At 41.6% G+C, this 18861-nt stretch carries 12 protein-coding genes; 10 read left to right on the top strand and 2 right to left on the bottom strand.

Annotation, left to right across the window (positions count from 1 at the left end; all coding sequences use genetic code 11):
* Window positions 1–74 precede the first annotated feature (74 nt).
* The 10 genes from V2154_RS07190 to V2154_RS07235 all read left to right on the top strand — a co-directional run bounded on the left by V2154_RS07190 (window position 75) and on the right by V2154_RS07235 (window position 15755).
* Window positions 75–1127 carry a ComEC/Rec2 family competence protein gene (locus tag V2154_RS07190; RefSeq protein ID WP_132343591.1) on the top strand — a complete coding sequence of 351 codons (1053 nt, stop codon included), beginning with the start codon at window positions 75–77 and terminating at the stop codon, window positions 1125–1127.
* Window position 1128: 1 nt separating this feature from the next.
* Window positions 1129–2412 (top strand): ABC-three component system protein, encoded by a 1284-nt coding sequence (locus tag V2154_RS07195; protein ID WP_353501651.1) that lies wholly within the window; start codon window positions 1129–1131, stop codon window positions 2410–2412.
* Complete coding sequence (locus tag V2154_RS07200; protein WP_353501652.1) at window positions 2396–2947, top strand: ABC-three component system middle component 1; 552 nt, start codon at window positions 2396–2398, stop codon at window positions 2945–2947. The genes V2154_RS07195 and V2154_RS07200 overlap by 17 nt, the downstream gene beginning before the upstream one ends.
* Window positions 2928–6065 carry a sbcc family protein gene (locus tag V2154_RS07205; protein WP_353501653.1) on the top strand — a complete coding sequence of 1046 codons (3138 nt, stop codon included), beginning with the start codon at window positions 2928–2930 and terminating at the stop codon, window positions 6063–6065. Before V2154_RS07200 ends, V2154_RS07205 begins: the two co-directional genes overlap by 20 nt.
* A 388-nt stretch (window positions 6066–6453) precedes the next feature.
* The gene (locus V2154_RS07210; RefSeq protein ID WP_353501654.1) at window positions 6454–8271 is read left to right on the top strand and encodes an AAA family ATPase; all 1818 of its coding nucleotides are present in this window, start codon (window positions 6454–6456) and stop codon (window positions 8269–8271) included.
* Window positions 8268–9353 (top strand): HNH endonuclease family protein, encoded by a 1086-nt coding sequence (locus V2154_RS07215; RefSeq protein ID WP_353501655.1) that lies wholly within the window; start codon window positions 8268–8270, stop codon window positions 9351–9353. Before V2154_RS07210 ends, V2154_RS07215 begins: the two co-directional genes overlap by 4 nt.
* A gap of 566 nt (window positions 9354–9919) precedes the next feature.
* Window positions 9920–10291, top strand: coding sequence for a hypothetical protein (locus V2154_RS07220; protein ID WP_353501656.1), 372 nt, complete (start codon window positions 9920–9922; stop codon window positions 10289–10291).
* 14 nt (window positions 10292–10305) lie between these two features.
* Complete coding sequence (locus V2154_RS07225; protein ID WP_353501657.1) at window positions 10306–10857, top strand: hypothetical protein; 552 nt, start codon at window positions 10306–10308, stop codon at window positions 10855–10857.
* A gap of 610 nt (window positions 10858–11467) precedes the next feature.
* A complete protein-coding gene (locus V2154_RS07230; RefSeq protein ID WP_353501658.1) occupies window positions 11468–12247 on the top strand; it encodes a Hachiman antiphage defense system protein HamA in 780 nt (259 codons plus the stop codon).
* Window positions 12231–15755, top strand: coding sequence for a DEAD/DEAH box helicase (locus V2154_RS07235; RefSeq protein ID WP_353501659.1), 3525 nt, complete (start codon window positions 12231–12233; stop codon window positions 15753–15755). The genes V2154_RS07230 and V2154_RS07235 overlap by 17 nt, the downstream gene beginning before the upstream one ends.
* Window positions 15756–15815: 60 nt before the next feature.
* Here the strand turns inward: V2154_RS07235 and mobC are convergent, their stop codons facing one another.
* Together mobC and V2154_RS07245 are read right to left on the bottom strand one after the other, a co-directional pair.
* A complete protein-coding gene (gene mobC, locus V2154_RS07240; protein ID WP_203033950.1) occupies window positions 15816–16562 on the bottom strand; it encodes a MobC family replication-relaxation protein in 747 nt (248 codons plus the stop codon).
* Between the two features lie 9 nt (window positions 16563–16571).
* Window positions 16572–18431: a type IV secretory system conjugative DNA transfer family protein gene (locus V2154_RS07245; RefSeq protein WP_353503938.1), complete on the bottom strand. Its 1860-nt coding sequence runs from the start codon at window positions 18429–18431 to the stop codon at window positions 16572–16574.
* Between the last annotated feature and the right edge of the window lie 430 nt (window positions 18432–18861).

Below are 18861 nucleotides of genomic sequence, written 5' to 3' on the forward strand. Positions count from 1 at the left end.
GCATTAAGATGGTCTGGTCTGGTCTGGTCTGGTCTGGTCTGGTCTGGTCTGGTTCCAGTTCATAAGGAATAACTATGGGAATTAGTGTACGAAGTTTACAAGCAAATCATGGTGATTGTTTCTTAGTAAGTTATAGAAGTTCAGATAGTGTTTACAACTTGCTAATTGATGGTGGCAATAGCGCCACTTTTATGTTTGGGGCTCAAGGGCGCTATAGCGGTGAGCTTCGATGTGTACTTGATGATCTGAAAAAAGATGATCAGAAAATTGACTTGGTGATCTTAACCCACATAGATGATGATCATATCGGTGGTCTACTTAGGGCTTTTGAAACACCAGGTTACCTATGCCAGATGGCTTCTTCTATCTGGTTCAACTCGTCAAAGTTTATCACCAAATATTTTAAGGTTGATGAAATTTCAGACAATGATGTCTGTCTTCAAAGTAGCTCACCTCAGACAAGTGTTAGGCAAGGGAAGAAACTGGAAAGCTTACTTAAAGAAATCAACTGTGAACGGCAACCCATAGTTATTGCGGGACAGAAGTTTACAAGGGGTCCGTTCACTTTCACGATCTTATCCCCTGAAGAAGATAATCTGCGTAACCTCCTTCATAAGTGGCCAGATGAGCCAGATCCGGTTGTGACATCAGGTGCTTCGAGGGATTATGGAATGAGATTTGAGGATATTTTGCTTAATGACCAATTCCATAGTGATCAATCTGTTTACAACGGCAGTTCAATTGCATTCATCCTTGAAGCTGATGGTAAGGCTATGCTCTTTTTGGGAGATTCACATGATGAAAATATCGTCCGAAGTTTACGATCTCTTGGTTTTAATGAAGGTAACAAGCTCATACTCGATCTCGTAAAGATTTCTCACCATGGTAGCCAGCATAATACTAGTCCTGAATTTTTGTCGCTCATAGATGCGCATCACTTCATTATATCCACTAATGGGAGCAAGCACGGACTTCCTGATAAGAGAACTATTGCACGGATTTTGTCTTCTGGAGAAGGCAAAATTGGGTTCAATTATCCGCACATTATCCAGGAGATGCTTCACGAAAATGAGGTACCCTTGTACTCTTCTCGCCTTGTAGCATTAAATGGAGAAATTAGGCTATAAAATGACCGCTTCAAATTTGATGACTTCTAACGCAGTGATCGTGAACGAGGGCAGTGGTGTTCTTGTTAATGCGATGACTCAAGATTATTCATACGTACTCACAGCAAAACATGTGTTAGCGAAATCAGATAGTGAAAATATCGTTACTAATCAATACGGTAATAGTCTTAGAGTGTATGGTGTATTGGTAGGTCAGGAAGAGCATTGTGACTGTGCTGTAATCAAAATTGAATATGTGCCAGCTGTTGCTCAGCAGTCCTTTCCTGCAATAGCATTGCCCAATTTGGCTTCGCTAAAGTTTGTTGGTTTTCCGGGAACCGAGAGACAAAGCTCTACCCCGTTGAAAATCTATGATGGTCATGTGACAGATGTTAGGGGCGAGCTGATTAGCTTCACAATAGAGGGCAGCCCTGCTAAAACGGCAATTGATGGGATGTCTGGCGGTGGAATGTATTACATATTCAATGAATATCCCTTCCTTGTAGGCGTAGAATTTGGGATGGACAGTATTCGTCAAGATCTACAATATGGACGTATACAGTGCCAAAGTTTAATTAGTTTTGAGAAAATAATTAATTTAAATAGTGCTGCTCCTATGGTACCTGTTTATTTGGAGTGTTTTTCACGTTTAAAAGAATATATTTTTTATTTTAACGTTGTTGACCAGAATAGAGTTCTGAATCTGAAGAATGCATTAAATACGTTTGCAGATGAACTTATAGACCAAGGCATGCCACCCCCATTTGAATTAATGTCAAAATACAAAGCTGATCTGTTGGTTGGGCCATATCAAGTCGACGACGTTAAAAATAAAGATTTATGGGTTGCATATTTTGAGTTTCTGATCATCTGTGCAATTCTTGATAATGTAAGTATTGCCAATGGTTCTTATATTGAAAGTTTAGAGCGGCGTAGGAGATTTCTTTATACTCCGGATGGAAGTAATTGGGTTGGTAAACTAGATGTGATCTTGAAAGTTGCTCGGAAGTTATTAGATAAAAATGGCATTGTAATTGTGACGTCTCCAGAAAATGGAGCTGAATTATTACCGGATGATTTTGAAGTCGATAGAGTCATAAGGAATATTGCGCGCATAGCTAATTCTGGTCCACTTTCTCCAATCGATCAAGTTGAACAAGAAATGTATAAAAGTTTTGTACTAACGCATCTTGAAGGGCTGAGAAAAAAATGTGTTATAAATAAAGAGAGAGTATATGCAGAAGTTGAAGCTGGCTTAGACCAACTTCAGACTTTTAAGGAAAGCTTTAATGAATTTATTAAATAAAGAATTTGATTTAGAATTTCTGAAATCTAGATTTCATGATGCTGATTTTGAGTTTTTTGTTTCTGATGACGACATATCTTATATTTCATGCGTAGCATGTTATTGCGCGAGTGCTAATTATTTGATCGATAATTGGAAAGCGATTCAGAACTATTTATCTGCTTATTACCAGCCGAAAGGGGAACTAGCTCTTTGGAATATATATTTAGTGTTCTTTTGTTCCGAAAAATTACCGATTTGGGAAAAGTATCTTATAGATAATGATAAGTATGCTGTTAGAAAATTAATTATTGATGGGTTAAATACTCTGCCGGGTATTTCCGATACTGTGATTTTTCTAAATAACCATCTGCTAGGCGCAGACCTGGAATTAACTGAAATAGAGGATAAGAAAGAGATAAAGTTATCATTAATTGAATATATTAGTGGAACTCCTTTAGATTCAAAGGTTGAGTCGAGAGATGAGCGTATGAGCAGAATTGATAAGATTATTAATCTAATGAGTTCAAATAAAAATGAAAATAAAAAAAGTTGAGATAGAAGGTTTTCGAGCCTACAGATTCAAGGACGATGGTACTTTCGATTTTACAAATAAAGATGATATTCCATCCAATTTCGTAGCCATCTATGCACCTAATGGATTTGGGAAAAGTTCATTTTATGATGCGGTTGAATGGGCTATTACTCATAATTTAGATAGATTTGCAGGTGAATATAATAAAAAAAATTACGAGCAAGCTGCTAGGAGTACAAAAGAGGATGGTGTTGCTCAGAAAATACTGCGTAATAAAGATGTACCAGACAATATCCCTACCCGCGTAACTGTGTTCACTACTTTACCAGTCCCATTCGAACAAAGCTTAGGTACAGTTCGTTCTGATTCTAGAGATATAAGAATCGGTGAGAATAAAAATAAAATCAATGCCTATTTTAGAAAAGTGGTTCTTAGCCAAGATGAAATAGATCGTTTTTTAAAAGAAGCAAAACCGCAAGATCGTTATAAGATGTTTATGGAGAGTTTCGGAGGTGATTGGGAAAAGGCGCGACAAGAGCTAACTATACTGTTGAATGACAATAAGGCGATTTTATTAAATCTTGAAAAAAACAAAAATGAACTTCAGGAACAATTGAGTCAGCCTGTTGATGCGTCAACATTTATACAATTTAATAAAATAGCATCTGAACTTGTGGTAGAAGGTGAAAACTTACCGTTAGTAGATGAAACTACTATAGTTAATACTCAGCATGAGCTGTTGGAAAAAATAATAACAAGAAGCCACGAAATAAAATTTTCCTTAAGCAAAAAAGAACTATTGCGAAATTCCATTTCTGAATATATTTTAAAACTTCCTGATATTAGTTTGCGTACAAACCAAATTATAGAAAAAAAGAAAAGGTTAACTCAAATTAATAAAGGATTAGTAGGTGCTAATCGTTATAAAAAATTGCAATCTACTCTGTCAAAACTTATTAACGAACAGAAAGAGATAAGTCAGAATTTACAGTTTATAGAAGAATTAGATGGTTTGTTTCAGGACTTCTTAAGCTTGAAATCTAATTTGGAATCAACTAAAAAGAAACATGAAGAACTTTCATGTAATTATGAAAACGAAAAAACTCTCCTTGATAATTTATTCCAAATAAGGAATAAAAATGATGCTGATTTATCTACAATAGATAGCCGATGCTTGTCTATACGCTCTACGTTAGAAAACTCCGCGCTTACTTATTCTAATATATCTAATTTACAAAATAAACTTTCGAATATAGCTTCTATATATACTGAATTAGAGCATAAACTTAATCAATATAGGTCAAAGTACGAAAAAAACAAATCTGAGTTAAATAAGATATCAGATTTAACTATAACGGCCAAATCATTGATTTCATCAGACTTAAGTCTAATTGACTTGTCGTCGGATTTATTAAAAGAAGTAAACAATTTATCGCAAGAATTAAATATATGTGTCCTACACGATCAATCAATTCGTAACACACAAGAATCTCTTTCTGCGCAAATGGGGGTTCACGAACGTCTAATCGCATCAGGACTTGAGTACTTAAGTTTATGGCCGACTAATATATGTCCTTTATGTCACAAGCCGCATGAGTCAGAGTCCTCTCTTACAGAGCAAGTAACAAATACTGATGTAATATCCATGCTTAGTAAAGAGAATGCAGCTAAGCTCGAAGTATCCTCAAAACGTCAGTCAGAGTTAAATGATAAGATAGAATCTATCGTACAGAAAGCCCTTGAAGTTAAAATGTGTAAACTTGAAGAGCTAAGTATAAAGATCAATAAACAAGGGAATGAGATACATCGAGAAGAACAACACCAAACAGCACTTTTAGCTGAAAAACAGTCTATCCGAAATCAGTTAAACGAGCTGCAGAACACAGTAGGTAGACTAAATAAAGATGAATTAGTATCTCGCTTAGAAGCTGAACTTAAAGAATTGGAAGTCAGGAAGAATGAATTAATAAAAAGCAACCTAGCCTTGGCTAAAAATATTAACTCTAAAAGAACTTTGATTACAGAGTTAAGTGGGGCCATCAATTTGCTAAATACTAAAATTCATGAAATGACGTCATCATCTAATTATTTAAAGACAAAATCGTATTCTGAAGAAAATAGTTTGTCATCTGAATTTTTGAAAGAGCATTATAATGACAAGCGACAATTTTACGTTAAGAATATAAATGAGTTTGATTTTGAGATTGATAAGATTACCGGTCAGTTAAAGGATCTACAGCAAGCTATGATTGCCGATGAAATGTGGCTAGATATTGAAGAAATAGTTTCTGAAAAAGTGGCCGTCGAGGATAGCATTTCTAAATTAGAAGCGGTTATACAATCTTATTCGTCATCATTAAAACAGCATATTGACTTACCAAAATATGAATCTTTAGCTGAATTGAAAGATTCCTTGAACAGCTCGCTTGATTTAGAAACAAGACTCTATAATGGTCTAGAGGAACGAAATAGAAAGTTTGATTTATTATCAGAGCTTCTGAAAACAGCAGAGTCGTTTGTAAATAGTATTAAGTTACAGAATGATATTAATGAAACTTTAAGTCTGATAGAAAAAAGAAAGGAAGTTGATTTAGCTCTTACTCAGGAACGAAACTTAGTAATAGAGGAACTTAGGAACTTGATAAAATCTTTCTTTTATGAGGAGCTCATTAATTCAATTTATAAAAGGATAGACCCACACCCTTCACTTAAGAAAGTAGTGTTTCGTCCAGACTTTGACTCTTCAGATAAACCTGGTCTTAATATTGTTGTCAGTGATGAAAAAGGTGATATGGTCTCTCCAATATTATTCTTTAGTGCGGCACAATTGAATATTCTAAGTCTTAGTGTATTTTTGGCAAGTGCTCTGCATGCAAAAGATGATAATGGAAACGTAATTGATGTGATTATGATTGATGATCCAATTCAATCAATGGATTCTATTAATATTCTATCCACTATTGATCTTCTTAGAAGTATTACTGTTAGGTTTAATAAGCAAATAATAATATCTACACATGATGAAAATTTCTTTGGATTACTTCAGCGTAAAATACCCTCAGAAATATTAGGTGCTAAATTCCTTAAGCTAGAGAAATTTGGAGTTGTAGTGCCTGTTGATGATTTAAACAATACTTGATGTATTTAGTATAATATTCGTCAAATAAGAACTGGATCAATAATTATCCAGTTCTTATCTACAAGAAGGACCTCTATAATTATAGTAATAAATCAAGAGTAAAGTGATCTGCTACCCGTTGATTAATACATCGCGATGTTAGTAACTTCTTACCCTTAAGGTCTGCGACGAGGCAATAATTAATCTGACTGCCAGATTTTTATTCTGGGGCATCGACTATTTAACGCTGTCAATTCTACTGCGGTAATCAAGCATGTAGATGCTGCGTTAGCTTGGTGCTAGACTACAGCAACCAAAGTGACTGATCTGTTAGCATTTTCTTCTCGTCTACTCGAAATTATTTCGATATAATAGATATCAAACAAATCAAAGAGTAAAGTGTTTTTCTATGGAACTAATCTATTCATATATTCATTCATGTTGGGGCGAGAGTTTTGAATTAGGTCTAAATTTTACGCGTAAGTTTTCTGTTAATTATTCTTTGAATACGAGAAAAATAAATATAGAACGGACGCAGGAAATAGAGTTAAGCAACTTTTTTGGCAGCAATATTTCGGATGTTACTGCAATTGTCGGCCGCAATGGAGTCGGAAAATCAACCCTCCTTAATATACTTGGTTTACAGCGCTTGGATCACAATGATCTTTACAGGAATGAGGAGGCCGTATGGTTTTGCCTGTATCATATAAAAGATGATGATTTTGCTATCGAAGGAGTATCACCAAAAAACTTCTTTTCAGACGGAATACATCAAGTTAACGAGGGATACTTTGCCTATAGTTTTAAATTATCCGATGACATAATTATTTATAATAATAATTTACAAGAATATTCTGTAGATTTTCATAACTCCGTTTCGGTGTTGTACAATCCGAATGTTAATGTTAGAAATAGATTTGATCGAGAGTATGGTAACTACGGTTTTAAGCGCGCTTACATTAATCATAAAAATAGCTATGTTTATCTATTTCTATGTGATGATAAAAATGTTTTTGAGCTTAATAAAAATAATATCAATTTCTTGCTTAAAGTGCCGGCAAATTTTAAAAATACTGATACCAATTCAGGGGTAAGACTAAGTGTTTTTAATGAAAGAAATTTCTATACCGCAGATTTCATTCCTGTCCCAGGTCGAAAAAAAACACCTAGACTTGAAAATGCTAAACAGAATTATATTTTACACTTGATTGAAAGTGTCATTAATGATTATTTTTTGAACACAATCAAACCAACTAATCTTGGTGTTGTAGATGAGCCAGTTGATCAGCAATTGGTTGATAAGTTTTTATATAAGCTGAATAAGAAATATACTGGTGATATGTTGGATTATACATCGATTAAAAATTATCTTATTGATGTCATGCAGCGCTTTAAAAAAATTGCACAAGAAGCAATTGGGATCGACGAGATAATCGAATGGGGTGATGTAGTCAATTATTTGGAGGCATTACCAACTGAATGGTTTTCCAGAAGCGGGCGTTATTATATGGTATCCATACCATGTACAAAATTGGAATTTAAGCCAGAGATAGTTGATTTAATGGACGAGTTTGATAAACCTGCTTTTGTTACGTCGGTACGCCTTGAACAACCGACTATGAGTTCAGGCCAGCAGGCATTGGTGTCTAAGATTGCGAGTATCCATGCGGAAATAAAATTTCAGATTTCCAATATGGGTGTAAAAAACATTATCCTTTTACTTGATGAGTATGAGGAACATCTTCACCCAGAATGGAGTAGGCTATTCTTTTCTTACTTGGTTAATTTGCTTGAGGAATTCAAAGATTCTGCCACAACGCAAATTATATTGGCTACGCACTCCCCTTATATTATAAGTGACTTGCCGAAAGAAAATGTTATCAAACTAACGTATGACGGTGAATCCAGAACGGTTGATGAGTGTCACTTTGCTTTCGGCAGCAATATATACGATATAATATGTGATAGTTTTTTTCTAAATAATACAATGGGAGAGTTCGCACGCTTAAAAATAGATAAGATGATTAAGCAGCTAATGTCTGATGAGTCGCTGTCTGATATAATGCATGAGCAATATCAATGTTTAATTGATATGATTGATGACAGTTATTTGCGATCACATTTACAAAATATGCTCGATACAAAAATCCCATTCGCAGCATTACGTTCTCAAATTACAACTCTGGAATATAGACTTGCAGAGTTAAATATGAGGTTAAGTAAATGATAGAACTCAATATTGAGGAGGTTTTCACATCAAGATTTGTGAATGAATATACCAAGAAGATGCTCAGAAAACTTTCACCTTTTAGCCTGGAATTCGCTGGGGATGATATTGAAATCAGCTATGACGATATACAATTCATTCTCTTCAATCCATTTGATGTCAGCCAATGCAAAAATGAGTTTATTACTCATTATTATCACTTAACGCAATTTTTGTTACATAGTCAGCAGTATTTTGATTTTTTAAAGGGTAGATGGAAACAAGAGAGTATAAAGGACATGAAACTCTCAAAGAAATTATCTCTTGAAAGAGAAAGGATTATTAATGATGTAGGGAATTTGCTATTAAATAGGTGTGTGCCTTTTAATTTGGCTGAAGTTATTCGTACTAATAAAAATTATTACGAATTTTATAAAAAAGTTGACCTTTTTTTCTCTAAAATAAATGATAAATTAAAGGGTTATATAAATTATAATTTTATTGATGGTGATATTCGTAGTTTTATTATAAAGAATATAAATATAAAAGTGTGCCCGTACTGTAACAGGCAATATGTTGGTTATTATAGTTTTGGAAAAAAACAAAAAAATATAGCCTCGCTGGATCACTTTTACCCACAATCGAAATTTCCCCTTTATTCAGTTTCGTTGATAAATTTAGTTCCTTCCTGTGCATATTGCAATGGGATGATTAAAAAATCTAGATTGTACCCGATGAAGCGGATCTACACTGACAATGTTGAAGATAAAATATATTTTAGATTGAAATATAAAAGCATAGAAGGATTGTTGGGCTATTTTGATGATTTCGAAATATTGACTTCAGAACATGAACATGATCTATTAAAAAATCATTTTTTCAGGCATCAAGAAATATATTCTACGCATTCGCTGGATATCTGCCTGTGGCTCAGAAAGAAAAATTTACACAATGAAGGTTATCGAAGACATCTGAGTAGTATACTAAAGAAAAACATTACAGAGGATGAGCTTAAAATGCTGTTATTCGAGACGACGGGAAGCGCATCTGATGTAAAAAATAAACCTCTCGGAAAACTAAAAAAAGATATTTTAAAACTTTGACTATGGGATGTGTGAAACAAGGAATCAGTAAAATGCAGCAGATTCTTTACTCGTGATGGATAAGCATGGCGACCATCGCGGCTGTAAAGCCTCTTGCTATAAGTAGCAATTAGGTGTGAATCGCCACAACTTTGGTAGCCGCCTTACAGGGGACAATTGTCAACTTATAGTGAACCTCCCCCCGAATATGTTCGGGTCTTAATCAGGAATAACCGGCTTCGTTCTGGCTGAATATTATGGCGATTGGCAGTTTTATGGCAAATTCGGAGGGGTCCATCCAACTGAGTGCAAAGTCGGAGAGGGCTCAGGTAAAGTATATGGGCTAGGACTCAATTTTGCACAGGACATCCTACAGAGGCATGACCCAATTCTCGTTCAGGCACTCTTGCCTTAATCTGTTGCTGCGTCCAGTTTACCAATAAGTTATTCTACATTTCAAACTGCGTAGGCATTTGGAGAAGCAAGGTTTGCCACCAATATTTGGTGGTTTTCATTGGGTAACGCGGAAATTCACAGGGATGTAGTATGGTTTACCGAAGACTAATAGCAGCAGAAAAGGAGCGAGCATGGCGACGATAACGGTTTCTCCGGTTCATTTTGAGGACTACAGTGGTATTCAGTTCGAGCGCCTTGTTTTTGCATACCACCTGCGCGCGGGTTGGCATGATCTAATTTGGCACGGTCAATCAGGAGGTGATCAAGGGCGAGATATATCGGGTATTGAACCATTTGATGACCAGCCAGCACGTAAGACCATCATCCAATGCGCGAACCGAGACACGTTGACACTGGCAAAAGCCAAGAGCGACATGAGTAAGTCGATTAAAGCAACTGGCAGTGTCCCAGACGTCTTTAAATTGTCTCACGTGGTGCTGTCTCGGATGCTGACAGAACGCGCATCGAGCAAGCAGCAGCTTCCCTGGGCGTCAGCCATGTAACGATATGGTCTGGCGTGGAGTTCGAAGAAAACTTGCGGCTTCGTGCTGAATATCTGCTGCACCGTTTCGTCCAGGGCGTCGAGTTTCCTGATGTTGAATCTGATATTCAAAAATTCACGGATGATTTTCCAGACCTTTCCGACGCAGATGTTCTGCAACTGATGGCTGCCGTATTTGATCGACCAGCATTTCGCACACCGTTTCAGCAAGAAAGTTCTCTCCCTGCTTTTCAGAAGGCAATCGAAGATACCATTGGCGCACTAAATACAGGTTTGTGGCGAACGCGTGATGGCGTTGAAATTCGGCGCATTCCTTCGATCCACCATATCAAAAATCAACGTATCCATACAGTGATGGGAAAAGTGGTTCGTCAGGTCGACCAACTGCGGCGCATCTTCGTAACTCGGCTTAAGGAAGGGGAAATAAGACATTGTGGATGTGGTCAGCCCGATTGTCCCACGTATATGCTTACGCAACTTGTGTCTGACGAACTAGACGACGCGAGACGGAGAATCCTCACGACGTTTCAATCTGTGTACACTTCCTTCGATGTGAGCCTTAGTTAGACAATAAAAAATGGGACCTAAAGCGTACTCACTGTTCCTGGATGCCCAATTTAATTTCTTAAGTATACGAATGAGATGATGGCACTGATCCCCGATCAAATTCACTACTTCAACAAATGTGCACCAGGCGAAGCTGTGTCACATGCTCTGTCCGAGCTACTATTCAATGATCATGATTTGCTCGGTATGGATTCTAACGAACGGTCCATTACCTTTCGCTTTGCGATGTACCTCCAGCTATGTTTCCCCTGTTGGACTGTAGATTGCGAATACAATCGGGATGGCATAGAACCTAAGCGGCTCAGACATTTGGAGCTTTATCCAACAGTGAAAACGTTGGCTTTGCGTGCTGGGATGGGCTTAACCTGTAACGCTGTAGGGGTATGAGTGAGGCGGAGCGGAGTCGGAACGAGCACCGAACAGTCATACATCTACAGCGGAATAGTGCATTCTATGCTTTGGTTATGGTGTCTGGCATTAGAACTTCTTTTAAATCTGAGAGTTGAAGCTCTGAAGTTATGTTGATCGGACGGTTGACAATAAGATATTCTGGTGTTTCTCCCTCCTTGGTTCCGTACTTCCAAAAAGAAGACCATATAGAGGAATTAGTATGGCAAATTTCGAGGACTGGTGTGATTCGACAGAGCGTAATATCAGCGACCATTATTTGCAGTCAATAACGGCCAGGGATGCCGAGTTTATGTTCGGCGTTCAGGTTACGGCCGCGCTAATACCTGAACACTATGCGTCACCAAGAAATATCGCTAACGCATTTGAAGCTCTAGGTAAACCGGGGCTGGCGGCATACATTGCTGGAAAATTGCCTGAAACGAAACAGATTCGTTCCGGTGATTTGGGTGAGATATTTGCAACTGAATGGATAAATGCACGTAGCAATGGCTATAAAACGCCTATAAAAAGATTGCGCTGGAAAGATCATCGCAATATGTCGATGCGTGGTGAGGACGTCATTGGTATCTACATAGATCAGTCTTCTCAACAACTTTTTTTCCTTAAAACCGAAGCGAAAAGTCGCGCTAAAATGACGGGAGAGGTGGTTTCTGAAGCCCGCGATAACTTGAATAAAGAGCAAGGGCTGCCATCTTCACATGCCCTAATGTTCATAGCAGATCGCCTGAATGAACAGGGTGAGGAGCTTTTGGCTAAAGCGATCTTAAATGCAACGCTTCGGCAAGGAATTGTTCCTGGATGCGTCCGGCATCTTATCTTTCTGTTATCGGGCAACTCTTCAGAAACTATGCTGACCACTTCAATTGAAAAGTATACAGATCAAAATAATCAGTGGGGTGTTTGTCTAAGAATTGCTCGCCATGGTGAGTTTATTGCCGCAACTTTTGAAAAGGTGATTAGCGATGCCAGCAACAGCTGATGAAATTATCGAAGCTATTAAGGAAGCTTCAGCTGTAGGTTTTCGCGGGCGCCTGATTGCACGCGGGCAAGCCCGGTCGGTGATCTGGCGAGACGGTGACTTGCCGCCGGATGCACCGGAGTTTAGCGCACTGCTCAGTCAGGACCTTCAAGGCTATGCTTATGCTCTAATCGATCTCGGCCTTCGTCTTCGAGAACTTAATGGAGACGACGCCTATGTGCGAATTGCTTTTGAACAGGCCGGAACCGCACTCGAGTCGGCTATTGCTAAAGGAAAACGCGACAGCCGGGATACGGATTTTCACTTCGTAATGGCTGCTGCAAGCTATCACCTTGCGCATCTTTCAGCACGAGCCTATTCGTTACTCGCAATGGTTGGTCAGGATGATAATTTTTCACCAATAGAAAGGGCTCTTACACAACTGATCCGGCGTGATTTGCGTACTCTGCGCGATAATGCGTTGGGCTTTCGGCTCAGAGGTGATGGTAGTGATGTGAAAATTACTGAAATCCTCCAGGCTCGCCTAAACTTGCCGCAAGACGAGAACGGTGTCAGTGAGTCAGAGGAGGACATCCTTTTTGATGGGCTTGATTTGGCACTGACTGACGCCTATATGTCGGCCATTTCTCTCTACCTTCTCGCCGTAGAAAGGGGAGAATCACGTTTGCTTTCCAAGGCTATTGAAAAATTAAGAATTAGTCTAAGTATATGTGCTCAGTTTAATATGCTACCCCAGTGGTGGCTAAACTTTATTACCATTCATCTGTTATCTGACCTTTGGTCAGATACATTCCATGAAAGATTGCCACTGGTTCCAGTTGGTGGTGACGCTGCTGAATGGCCCGCGCTTCGGGAACTGTTTATTGCACTGCTTCAAAGACGACCTCGAGCCGAAATTGATCTCTGGCCATCACAGAGAGAGGCCGCCGGACGCTCTGTTAATGACAATGACGATTTGGTTGTTTCGTTGCCAACCAGCGCTGGAAAAACTCGTATTGCTGAATTGTGTATTCTTCGCTGTCTGGCGGGAGGCAAGCGTGTTGTTTTCATCACCCCGCTTCGTGCGCTTTCTGCACAAACAGAAGCCACTCTCTCCAGAACATTTGGGCCGCTTGGGAAAACAATATCAATGCTGTATGGCAGCATTGGCGTAAGTGGTATGGATGAGGATGCAATTCGCCAGCGTGACATCGTCGTCGCCACGCCTGAAAAACTTGACTTTGCTCTCCGGAATGACCCGTCAATTATTAATGATGTAGGACTTTTTATTTTTGATGAGGGGCACATGATTGGGGCCGATGAACGAGAGGTTCGCTATGAAGTTCAAATTCAACGGCTGTTGCGCAGACAGGATGCCGATACGCGCAGAATTGTCTGCCTCTCGGCAATTCTACCTGATGGTGAGCAACTCGATGATTTTGCCGGTTGGCTCCGTCGTGACAAGCCCGGAGGACCAATCAAAAATAATTGGCGACCGACCCGCTTGCAGTTTGGCGAGGTCATATGGTCCGCTCCAGCAGGTCGGCTTAATCTCAGTGTCGGTTATGAGGCGGCTTGGGTATCGCGTTTTATCGTCAGCAGACAACCGCCAAAGGTTAAATTACCTAATAAAAAGCAGCGAACAAAAATGTTTCCCTCTGATAACAAGGAGCTCTGCTTAGCGACAGCCTGGCGTCTAATTGAAGATGGACAGACCGTACTTATCTACTGCCCACTTCGCCGGAGCGTCGAACCGTTTGCCGAGACAATTGTCGATTTGCATCAGCGCGGACTACTGCCATCTTTATTTGATGCTGCCCCGGACATTCTGGATACGGCTATCTCGCTGGGAGAAGAATGGTTGGGGGCACACAGCCCGATACTTGCCTGCCTACGGTTGGGCGTGGCTCTTCATCATGGCGCATTGCCTACGGCTTACCGCAAAGAAATCGAACGTTTGCTGCGAGATGGGGTACTTAAAGTGACGATCTCATCACCGACGCTAGCACAAGGTCTTAATCTTTCGGCAACGGCTATCGTCATGCATTCTCTTCATCGGAATCGCGAGCTTATCAAAGTGTCCGAGTTCAGAAACGTCATAGGCAGAGCAGGGCGCGCATATGTAGATGTTGAAGGGCTGGTGATTTATCCAATATTCGATAAAGTAAATAAACGCCAGACTAACTGGCATACCCTCACATCTGACACGGGGGCCCGTGAGATGGAGAGCGGACTAATACAGCTTGTCTGTGTGTTATTGATTCGCATGCATACACGGCTTGGTGGGGATTTAAAAGCACTCACTGAATATGTGACCAACAACGCCGTAGCGTGGGAATTTCCAGAAATTATGACCGAATCTCCGCAAGAAAGAGATATTGCGCAGGCCATCTGGGAAAAACAACTTTCAACGCTTGATACTGCTATTCTGAGCCTTCTTGGTGAGAATGATATCCCGGATGACCAGATTGAAACTGCTCTTGATGACATTCTTCAGTCTTCACTTTGGCAACGCAGTTTGCAGCGTTATAGGGATGAGAATGAACGGATTTTGCTGAAATCGGGACTCCTGTCCCGCAGCCGCTACATCTGGCAGCGCTCAACGGCAGCAGGGCGCCGGGGGTATTTCCTGTCGGGGGTAGGACTTACAACCGGGCTACGACTTGATGCTATTGCCGCTAAGGCCAACCAACTATTGATTGATGCGAATGCGGCTATAATGGGCGGTGATGCCGAAGAGGCAATTGCTGCTATCACTGCGCTCGCTGAAGAGGTCTTTACCTTCTATCCGTTTATACCCGATCCATTGCCTGGCGACTGGAGAGGTATTTTACGTTCCTGGCTATTGGGTGAACCCATGACTAACGTCGCGAATACGCAGGCGTCTGAAACGCTTCAATTCGTCGAGAATGGGCTGGTGTATCGACTTCCGTGGGCAATGGAGGCTATTAGGGTACGTGCAACAGCTAATGGAGACCTCATAGGTGATACAGATACCACGCTAGACGATTATGAGTTAGGTTTTGCGGTTGCTGCCGTTGAAACAGGTACCTTGAGCCGTTCGTCTTCACTGCTTATTCAGGCGGGTTTTAGCTCCAGGCTTGCAGCCATAAAAGTGGTTACAGACACTACTGCAGATTTTCAATCCGGCCAGGAGCTTAGAAGGTGGCTGAACTCTGAAGAAGTGATAAGCCACACGGATAATCATGACTGGCCTACACCTGAAACCAGAGTGATGTGGCTGGAATTCTTGGGTAGTCTCAGCCCCAAAGGCAGCCAGGTTTGGAGTCGTCATCGTTATAACGGAATGGTGGACTGGAGAGCTACTCCGGCAGTGATCGGCACACCATTGCAGCTTTACACTGTTGATGGTATTCATCACGTACTGGCTGATGATGGCACTCCTCTAGGAAGTATAAATGGCAGAATTAACACAAACAGAAGAGGTCTTCTTAGAGTTGAGGTGGATGATGAGAATGGTCGTGCCATGTTCGACTATTTAGGACCGGACGACTTTATTTCTACCTGATTTCTGGTTAGAGCGACTTGTGATTGGTGCATGCATCTGGCGTAATCGGTGAGACCGTAGCTATATATTGTTATCCAAATTGAGCCGTTGCAACTCGTCGAGCGTGTAGACGCGGAAGACATTCCGGTGGCGGGTTTCCAGCGGGATGTGCTGATGGTTAACGATAACGTGTCTGATGCTGTCAAACAGCCGTTCAAGGCCGCGCTTTTTCTGCGGGTCCGGCACGATATAAAAAACGTAAATCCAGTCTTTCCGGGTCCGGGCCAGTAAATGGCTTGCGATGATTGACTGGTAGCGAGCTCTGGTTTTCAGACGGCGCTCGGTCTCAATGGCGATCACGGTTCCGCAGGGGAGAGTGATCAGCCCGTCTGGCCGATGTTTTACCTGATACTGGCTGAGAAAGGTGGCCCGGTCGCCGTTAATCCATCCCGAAGCGCCTTTCTTCTCCAGAATAAGCCTGGCGGCCTGATTATCAAGATGGTGCTCAAGCGTCCAGCCGGTGATTTTTGATGGTTCAAACCGCGCAGGAAAGATTTTATCATCCAAGGTTAACACCACCGCCAGCCCGTCGCTGGTGATCCCCCACAATGAAATCTTCATTGTTCGTGATTCAAGCACATGCTTCTGGATTAACCCCATTCGCTCCGTTTTTGCCAGTAGCGAATAAAGCGACTTATGATCCCGGAAACCAAATAACAGCATCAGCGTTTTAAAATCACTGTAGGTTTCTTCTTTCAGGAAGTTCAGCAGTTGTTTTATTTTTTCGTTGTTACGCGTCTGGCGCTCGTTAAATGACGAAATCAGCATAAGCGCTCCTTAAAAATCAAGCGGGGACAGGTGTTCTTCATCATCAGGTTTCGGCTTTACCGGTTTTACTTCGCTTTCGTCGAAGAAAAGAACCGGGTGTGTTGTCATCACATCCGACATGGCGGGTTTATCATCCTCGCCAAAATCCAGCATGATCTTCACGGGGGCTACCGCTGCGGCAATATCAGGGGAAACCGAAAAGATTTTTAGCTGACTCTTTCTGACCTTTATCGGCGAGATCAGTGAAGCAGAAGGTAGCGTTTTTGTCGTAAAGATAAAGCTGACAAAATCGGGCAGGTTCAGGATCATATTGCTGTCAATAAAGAAACGTTCGGCCTGGCGGATTGTGCGCTCACTGTCGATGGTCTCCGTTAGCATATTATCCGTTTTAGCCTTACGGAGTTCATCATCCACCAGAATCGTGCCTGACATTCTCGCCACCCATTCCGCTGTATCCGGGTCCATAACCCGGTATACCAGCTTGAATTTTGCATTTTCAACAACCGCACCGACAACGGCGTCACCTTTCAAATCTGCCGGGCAGTCTTTTAAATCGGTGATGGACTGGTGGTCCATAATAATATGCACGCCTTTATCCCGTGCCGCACCTAAACCTTCCAGCGCTGGTCTGGATAAATGGTATTTCAGCTCGGAAAGATAAACAGCAATGGGGCGCGGTACATCTGTTACACGGTCGCGCCTTTCTGCTAATTGGTACAGGCGAACCAGCAGCATCCGCTGTGCGGTAATAATTTTGCTGTTTCGCATGGAGCCGATAACATAACAGCAGCCGCCGTCATCAAATATGTGCTTAAGCGAAAAGCCTTCTGGTGAGTTAATGGCATTGAGTATTGCCAGCTCTTCAATCTTGCCAAAAAATGCTTTGATTTTTTCGGCAATACCCTGAACGTAATCACCGTTATAAACATCACGGAGAGTTGCCGATGGATTATCACTGACAAATTGCGCGGCCATCCGCGCGGCTTTTCGGTCATCAATACGATAAAAGTCTGATTCCTGTCCTTTTTCCGCCAGACTGAAACCTGCAACAAACAGTTCTTCCAGTTCATCTGGCGTAATATCTTCAATCAGGTTTAACTGGTATTGCTGTTTTCGCAGGTCAATTAAGGCAAAGGGCTTCCCTGCATCCTCGCAGGCTTTTCGGTAAAGGTGCGGTGCCCATTCATCATCCTTGGGGTCCATCACAAATACGCCTTCCCCGGCCAGAATACTTTGATAAAGTAATATCCCGGTGGCAACCCCTTTACCGGCACCAGTGGTGCCGATAATATCAGCGTGTTGTTTTTGCCAGTCTTTTAACGGCAGATACATCGGCTGAATATCGCGGTTCATGCCGATAAATAACCCTCTTTTCAGGTCGATATAATCCAGTGGGTCATAATGCAGAGTTTCCGGCAGCAGGGATTTTACCGTGCGGATATCGGTGCGCAATTCCCGTTCAAGGGTAGTCTTTTTAACAAGGTGTTTCTTTATCCTGTCCAGCTCCGGTGTTAATAAACGGCGAAGCATAATATGAAAAATAACCCCGGTCACAGTAAAAGCAATCCGTACTGACCAGGCCAGGACCGTATTATCACTGGTGAGTCTGGTCTTATACAGCCACTGGAAGGATCCGATAACTATCGGGGCCAGTGTGCCGAAGAGAAAACACAGCAGGGAAAAAGCGATAATCAACCTTTTCCATAACGGGGCTTTCTGCCGTTCATCGCTTTTCATCGACGCGAAAAACGGCATCGTCAGCCCCGCTAATAACGCCAGCACCAGTTGTTGCTGTTGCACAAAAGCGAGCAGCGTCAGCATCCCGTTCACTATCGGTGACAGTGAAGCGGCAAGCTTATTTAAAATCACGATGCCTCCTTCGTCAGCGATTCGCCCCATGACATCGCCCCATCAATTCGCCCCACGGTGTCGGGCGAAAAGGCGGGGCGAGCGCATGGGGTAAAGAAGGTGGCCGCTGTGCGGCCATGTGCCGGAAAGCATGCTTCCCGGTACGAAACGGCGTGCGCCAGTACATGCGGGCTGGACGCCCTTATTGCCTGTCGCATGGGGGTAATGTCGTGGCTGGACGCCGCGCCAGAACCCCTAGGGTCAAAGGCGGCACACCGTCGCCCGCTACGCGCGACCACCCCCTTTAAGACGGTCGCTTTCGCCTTTTTCTTCCCTTTGCTCGTTCCTCGCAGCGGGAATAAAAGGGAAGCTGACCTTTAAAGAGGGTGGTCGCGCCACGCTACCGGCTTTTGGCCGGAGACTTAGCCGCGACGGTGTGCGGGGCGATGCC

It is taken from the genome of Ewingella sp. CoE-038-23 (genome assembly GCF_040419245.1).
GTDB classification, from domain to species: domain Bacteria; phylum Pseudomonadota; class Gammaproteobacteria; order Enterobacterales; family Enterobacteriaceae; genus Ewingella; species Ewingella allii.

Excerpts from the sequence above, each read along its gene's own strand:
- V2154_RS07190 (WP_132343591.1), top strand. The coding sequence starts at position 75 with ATGGGAATTAGTGTACGAAGTTTACAAGCAAATCATGGTGATTGTTTC.
- V2154_RS07195 (WP_353501651.1), top strand. The coding sequence starts at position 1,129 with ATGACCGCTTCAAATTTGATGACTTCTAACGCAGTGATCGTGAACGAG.
- V2154_RS07200 (WP_353501652.1), top strand. The coding sequence starts at position 2,396 with ATGAATTTATTAAATAAAGAATTTGATTTAGAATTTCTGAAATCTAGA.
- V2154_RS07205 (WP_353501653.1), top strand. The coding sequence starts at position 2,928 with ATGAAAATAAAAAAAGTTGAGATAGAAGGTTTTCGAGCCTACAGATTC.
- V2154_RS07210 (WP_353501654.1), top strand. The coding sequence starts at position 6,454 with ATGGAACTAATCTATTCATATATTCATTCATGTTGGGGCGAGAGTTTT.
- V2154_RS07215 (WP_353501655.1), top strand. The coding sequence starts at position 8,268 with ATGATAGAACTCAATATTGAGGAGGTTTTCACATCAAGATTTGTGAAT.
- V2154_RS07220 (WP_353501656.1), top strand. The coding sequence starts at position 9,920 with ATGGCGACGATAACGGTTTCTCCGGTTCATTTTGAGGACTACAGTGGT.
- V2154_RS07230 (WP_353501658.1), top strand. The coding sequence starts at position 11,468 with ATGGCAAATTTCGAGGACTGGTGTGATTCGACAGAGCGTAATATCAGC.
- V2154_RS07235 (WP_353501659.1), top strand. The coding sequence starts at position 12,231 with ATGCCAGCAACAGCTGATGAAATTATCGAAGCTATTAAGGAAGCTTCA.
- mobC (WP_203033950.1), bottom strand. The coding sequence starts at position 16,562 with ATGCTGATTTCGTCATTTAACGAGCGCCAGACGCGTAACAACGAAAAA.